Here is a 6,181-nt window from a genome sequence, read left to right as displayed (position 1 = left end):
TTTAACCGCGTCCTGTTTGAATTCTTCTGTGAAATTGGCATTACCCATGACGATCTCCTTGCCTCATTTTTAAGGGACAAGGTGTCTACAATTCTAGGGGCTATTCAATCTGACCACGGAGGGTCAGCGCCTATTCGAGTCTGTTACGCGGGGATTAGACGACATGAGCGCCTGCCTTGCGGCACTTGGTGCAATAAAAAAAGCACCGCAGATCACCGTCAGCGCGTCAGTCGCCTTTGCGTGGTTCTGGTTGATGCCGCGCCTCCAACGTTTTGGAAAGCTACAACCAGACGTTGATCTTCGTGTTCTCGCAACAGATCAGCCTGTATTACCGGGAACCGGTGAAGCAGACATAGCCATAATGTTCGGATCTGGTCGATGGGAAGGGATTGAGGCTCGACTTCTATTTGGTGAAAGGGTCTATCCGGTCTGCAGTTCAGCCTATTTAGGTGACCACACAGCGCTGCGTCGACCTGAAGATCTGCTTGATCAAACGCTGCTTCATCTCGAATACGGAAAACCATCTTTTGGTGGGGTAGATTGGCGAACTTGGCTATTGAGGCAAGGAGTGAACGGACAGCCCGTGAGGCGCGGTTTGCGGTTTAACTCTTATCCGATGGTGCTGCAGGCTGCTGAAGCTGGCCATGGTGTCGCGCTAGGCTGGAGCTATATCACCGACCCGCTGCTGGCTGAAGGGCGCCTCGTCTGTCCCGTGGATCGAGCGGTGGAAACGCCAGATGGATATTACCTGTGCACATCCAGCGATGCCGTACCCGACCCGCAGATTCTTGCTTTTCTGGACTGGATCAAAGGCGAGGCCATAGATCAGGTTGAACTTCGTATTACGTCAAAGAATGTGAGCCATTCGAAATGATCGTTTGAACGACACAAGGATTCCGTGCCTGCTGGCACTGCAGCCAGCTTTAAGGATCCGCTATGTCTGAACTTTCATCGCGCCGCCCCGGTCGTCGAAACCGCGTAGATAATGCACAGTCGCCATCGCCTGTTCCCGCGGGCATGGTCGGAGGCCGCTACAAACCACTGACCGACACCGATATCCTGCAAATCCACGAACTTGTTTTGCAACTTCTCGAAGAGCTCGGCCTGTCGCAACTGACTGCAAGCCTCGAGGCGCGAGCCATCGCAGCCGGTTGTCGTGTTGATGGAGACGGCCGGTTGCGATTTCCCCGCGCCCTTGTTGAAGATGTGATTGCCCACTCCCGCCGCAAATTTATCCTGCACGGCATTGATCCGATTCACGATATCGAGATCGGCGGTAAGAGAGTTCACACCGGCACAGGCGGGGCCGCGCCCACAATTATGGATTTCGAGAATGGTCAATATCGAGAAAGCACGGTTGCCGACCTTTACGACATTGCCCGTTTGGTTGACCGGCTGGATAATATCCACTGGTATCACCGATCAATTGTAGCACGGGATGCAAAAACAATTCTCGATCTCGACTTGAACACGACCTATGCGTGTCTGTCAGGGACGTCAAAATCGATTGCAGTCAGCTATACTGACAGCGCTTCTGTCCGCGCAGTGCAGCCGATGCTGGATGCAGTTGCGGGAGGAGAGGGTCGACACCGCGAACGGCCTTTCTGTACAGCTGTATGCTGCCATGTGGTACCGCCAATGCGTTTTGCCACCGAAAGCTGCGACGCGCTTGAGGCGGCTGTCCTGGCTGGTATGCCTATCCTTCTGGTATCTGCAGGTCAGGCCGGGGCAACGGCACCAGCCGCGTTGGCCGGGGCGGTTGCGCAAGCCTGCGCCGAAGTTTTGGCGGGTTTAATTCTCTGTCACATCATTGATCCAGGGTGTCGTGGAATTTTCGCGGCCTGGCCATTTGTTTCGGACCTTCGAACCGGAGCGATGTCCGGCGGGTCCGGCGAACAGGCACTCTTGTCGGCCGCCTGCGCACAAATGGCGAATTTCTACGATCTGCCAAACTCGGTACCCGCAGGTATGACTGACAGCAAGCTGCCGGATGCACAAAGCGGCGGAGAGAAGGGCTATACCGTTTCACTTGCTGCACAAGCAGGAGCCACAATGATCCATGAATGCGCAGGCATGCAGGGCTCACTTATGGGAACAACATTTGAAGGCTATGTAATCGACAACGACCTTCTAGGCGCGATTCTGCGTACAGTAAAAGGAATCGAAGTCTCGTCCGATACGCTGAATTTTGATGTGATCCGCGACACGGTCATGGGTGTCGGCCATTACTTGGGCCATGCTCAGACCTTTGCCCGGATGAAGACCGACTATGTCTATCCCGAAATCGCTGACCGCCGCAGTATAGGCGAATGGCAGGATGCAGGTGCGCGGGACACCCGCGCAGTGGCGCGTGACCGAGTGCGCAAAATTTTGGCCAATCATTACCCACGCCATATCAGCAATAAGATAGATTCGGCAATCCGAGAAAATTATAACATCATTCTTCCGCGCGAAAGGATGCAGGCCGGTAACGGTGTCTGGTAGGGAGATCGGTCATGCAAAAACACGCGAAGGTGGTTATTGTCGGTGGCGGCATGATGGGGGTGGGTCTGGCCTATCATCTCGCCGAAGCGGGCTGGACAGATGTGCTGTTGATTGAAAAGGGCGAACTAACCAGCGGGTCAACTTGGCACGCGGCCGGACAATGCCCTTCCTTTATCGGCAATTACAATATGGCCAAGATTCACCACTTCGGAAATACGCTCTATCCTCGACTGGAAGCGTTGACGGGCCAGCCAACCGGTTGGCACGGTTGCGGCGGCATCCGTTTGGCTACAACATCGGAGGAAGTAGACTGGTTTCGTCACGTTCAGGGCTTTGCTGCCAATGTGGGCTTTGCGATGGAAATCATCGGACCTGACCGCATACGCGAACTGAATCCATGGCTGCAAACTGATGGCATCCTGGCTGGAGCCCATACCACGCTTGACGGCCATGTAGACCCCTCTAGCGCCTGCAACTCAATGGCCGCAGGAGCGCGGCAGATGGGTGCAACCATTCAACGGCACCTCCGCGTGACTGGCATCACACGGCTATCATCGGGCGAATTTCGCGTGGACACCGAACAGGGCCCGGTCATATGCGAACATGTTGTTAATGCCGCGGGGTGCTATGCGCGTGAAGTCGGTAAATGGCTAGGCGTTGATACACCCATTACAAATATGGAACATCAATATCTAGTGACTGAGCCCTTGCCTGAGTTCAAGGACAGCACAATTGAATTGCCGGTAATGCGCGATCCCGCGACGGCCGGCTATTACCGGCAAGAGCAGAAAGCGGGACTAATTGGAATCTATGAACACACTGGCGCAAAAGAAGCTTGGTCAAAGCGTGGTGGATGGCCGGAATGGTCAAGCCAGAGCGAGTTATTCGAGGGTGATCTTGACCGCATAATACCTTGGCTGGAAAAGGCGTTGGAGCGTATGCCTATTTTTGCGAAGGCAGGCATAAAGCGTATCATCAATGGCGCCATTCCGCACACGCCCGATGGCAATCCACTGGTTGGGCCGATGCCGGGGGTACCAAATGCCTGGCAGTGCTGTGGATCCTCGATCGGGATTGCTCAAGGGGCCGGTTGCGGCAAATTTTTGGCGCAATGGATGGTCCATGGTGACGCAGAGATTAACATGGCAAGCCTCGATCCCCGTCGCTTCGGCGCCTACGCTGATCCGTCTTACACGCGCGCCAAGAGCTTCGACGACTACGAGAACATGTTTGAAACGCCCCTACCGGGGCGTGAGGTTCAAGCCGGCCGCCCTCGTCGCATCACTCCGCTATACGAGGTGTTGAAAGCCAAAGGTGCCGTGATGACTGAAGTGCACGGCTGGGAGCGGCCGAAATATTTTGCGCCCAAGGGCTTTGTCGAAAAGCTGCAATTTCGTCGCTCTAACACCTTTGATCTGATCGCCGCCGAATGTCGTGCAGTACGCGAGCGGGTTGGAATCATGGACCTGTCCAGTTTCGCCAAGTTCGATGTTACGGGCCCAGGAGCTGAGGCGCTATTAGACCGCTTGACTGCCAATCGATTGCCGAAAAAGCCTGACGGCATTACGTTGACACACGCGCTATCCGACAATGGTCGAATACTTGGCGAATGGACAATCACACGCTTGGGCCCTGAGCATTTCTACGTTTTGACTGGCGCTGGCGCTGAAGAACAAACGCAGGACGACTTGGCTCTTACCGCTGGTCCAGATGTGACAATAACAAATGTCACAGACACATTCGGAATGCTTGTCGTTGCGGGCCCGAAGTCACGAGATGTTCTTGCTGGATTAACAGGCACCGATATGTCCAGCGCAGCCTTCCGTTGGCTCTCGGCACAGGAAATCACCCTTGCGGGAATCCATGTCCGCGCCCTGAGAGTCACTTATGTTGGCGAGCTAGGTTGGGAACTGCATGCACTTAATTCAGATATCACACGCCTATACGAAGCAGTTTGGGCGGCAGGTCAACCTTACGGAATTGTCGATTTCGGCGCTCATGCAATAAATTCGCTACGCATGGAGAAAGCCTATCGCGGTTATGGTTCCGAACTAACTAATGAGATCACCTTGATAGAGGCTGATTGCACCAGATTTTTTGCCCACGACAAAGGGAAGTTCCGCGGCCGCGCGGCAACTGAGGCCGTGCGGACTGAAGGGGTCAAGACAAGACTAGTTTATGGTGAGGTCGCCGCTACCGATTGCGATATTTATGGAGGGGAGGCAGTGATGCAAGGTGACCGCGTCGTCGGCGTCTGCACTTCGGGCGCGTTTGGCCACGTTGTCGGAAAAAGCTTAGCTTTCGCCTATGTCAGCCCTGAAGCCGAGAACAATCTAGAAGTGGTCGTTCTTGGCGATCGTCGGTCGTTCACGCTGCTTGATGAACCGGGCTGGGACCCATCGAACTCATTACAAAAGGCATGAGAGATTATATAGAGTTGACGTGCCCCCAATAAATTAGACCCATACCATGCTGGTGAACTGCGAGCCATGATCCGAATGCAGCAGTGCGCGGTTCTTCGGCTTTCTGCGCCACACGGCGGCCAGAAGGGCTTGCAGGACCACATTGGTCGTCTGGCGGCCTTGCATGGACCATTCGACGATGCGACGCCAGAAGAGATCGAGTATGATCGCGAGGTAGGCAAAACCCTTATGGGTGCCGATATATGTAATGTCCGTCACCCATGCCTTGTCTGGTGCCTCGACGTCGAACTGGCGATCAAGCGTGTTATCGACGACCAGTTAAGGCTTGCCGCTCAATTTGCCGGGGCGCTTCTTGTAGCCGATCACGGCGCGAACACCGGCGATCTGCGCCAGGCTGGCCACCCGGTTCGGGCAGCAAGGCTCACCCATATCCATGCGACAATCATGGCGCTTGCGACAGCCATAGACCTCGCCGCTGGCTTCCCAGGCGTCGTTGATGAGATAAATCTGCCGCTGATCCTCTCGCGCCCTTCCGCTGAAAGGAGACTTCAGCCAGGCGTAAAACCCACTCGGCTGAACTGAGAGGCATCGGCACATGGCGCGGATCGAAAAGACCGGGCGATGCTCGGTAATGAACGCCTACCTCACTTTGCATCCTTGGCGAAATACGCGGTCACTTTTTTAGGATATCCTACTCCTCCGTCACTCGTGCAAGTCACGCTTCAACTGGCGGATCTCGACCGACTGGCCACCCTCACTGGAATTGGGTGATGGCTTCGAGAACTTCTTGCGTCATTCGTACAGAGAATGCTGGCTGCCGCCCAGACGCTGCGAGACTTCCGCGACCGGATAACCTCGCTCGGTGATCTGACGCACCGCGTCACGCTTGAAATCGTCACTGAATTTGGCGTTGCCCTTATGGCCTCCTTGCCTAAATTTTAGGTAAGAAGGTGTCCACAAATCTAGGGGCTATTCAAACAGCGGATTGATTACCACCAGCTGCAAAGGCTCGGGGCCGTCTTTCCCATCAACGGGAAGTTCCGGAACGAGTGCCTGAACGCTCATGGGTTCTTGAGCCTTGACGATGCCCGACGATAAGTGGAGGATTGGTTTAGGGACTATAACGAGGTTCGACCGCACAGCTAAATCGGCAACAAGGTGCCGATTTAGCTCATCAAAGGCTCATCGGCACCCCCGCAGTCCTGAGCCAAAACCCCGGAAAATTCCAGCTCCGGCTGGTCCAAAATCGGGGGGGGGGGCACTTCACGTTGCGC

4 protein-coding genes and 2 pseudogenes are annotated in these 6,181 nt (G+C 55.0%); 5 read left to right on the top strand and 1 reads right to left on the bottom strand.

What is annotated here, in order from left to right; all coding sequences use genetic code 11:
* Positions 1–163 precede the first annotated feature (163 nt).
* The 3 genes from AC0N03_RS15505 to AC0N03_RS15495 all read left to right on the top strand — a co-directional run bounded on the left by AC0N03_RS15505 (position 164) and on the right by AC0N03_RS15495 (position 4,907).
* Positions 164–874: a LysR substrate-binding domain-containing protein gene (locus AC0N03_RS15505; protein ID WP_474289812.1), complete on the top strand. Its 711-nt coding sequence runs from the start codon at positions 164–166 to the stop codon at positions 872–874.
* 62 nt (positions 875–936) lie between these two features.
* Entirely contained in the window at positions 937–2,484 is a 1,548-nt protein-coding gene (locus tag AC0N03_RS15500) for a trimethylamine methyltransferase family protein (RefSeq protein ID WP_474289811.1), read from the top strand.
* A gap of 11 nt (positions 2,485–2,495) precedes the next feature.
* Complete coding sequence (locus tag AC0N03_RS15495) at positions 2,496–4,907, top strand: FAD-dependent oxidoreductase (protein WP_474289810.1); 2,412 nt, start codon at positions 2,496–2,498, stop codon at positions 4,905–4,907.
* Between the two features lie 39 nt (positions 4,908–4,946).
* Here AC0N03_RS15495 and AC0N03_RS15490 read toward each other — a convergent pair.
* Positions 4,947–5,774, bottom strand: a pseudogene (locus tag AC0N03_RS15490) (IS3 family transposase); the annotation flags it as partial.
* Here AC0N03_RS15490 and AC0N03_RS15485 point away from each other — a divergent pair.
* On the top strand, positions 5,715–5,849 hold the full coding sequence (locus AC0N03_RS15485) for a hypothetical protein (protein WP_474289815.1): 135 nt from the start codon (positions 5,715–5,717) through the stop codon (positions 5,847–5,849). The pseudogene AC0N03_RS15490 and the gene AC0N03_RS15485 sit on opposite strands and share 60 nt — an antisense overlap.
* Positions 5,850–5,936: 87 nt before the next feature.
* Positions 5,937–6,053, top strand: a pseudogene (locus AC0N03_RS15480) (integrase core domain-containing protein); the annotation flags it as partial.
* Positions 6,054–6,181: the final 128 nt, after the last annotated feature.

The organism is Methylocystis sp. sgz306128 (genome assembly GCF_056032725.1).
The sequence above is the reverse complement of the archived record's forward strand: the minus strand, read 5'-3'. Positions and strand labels throughout refer to the sequence as shown.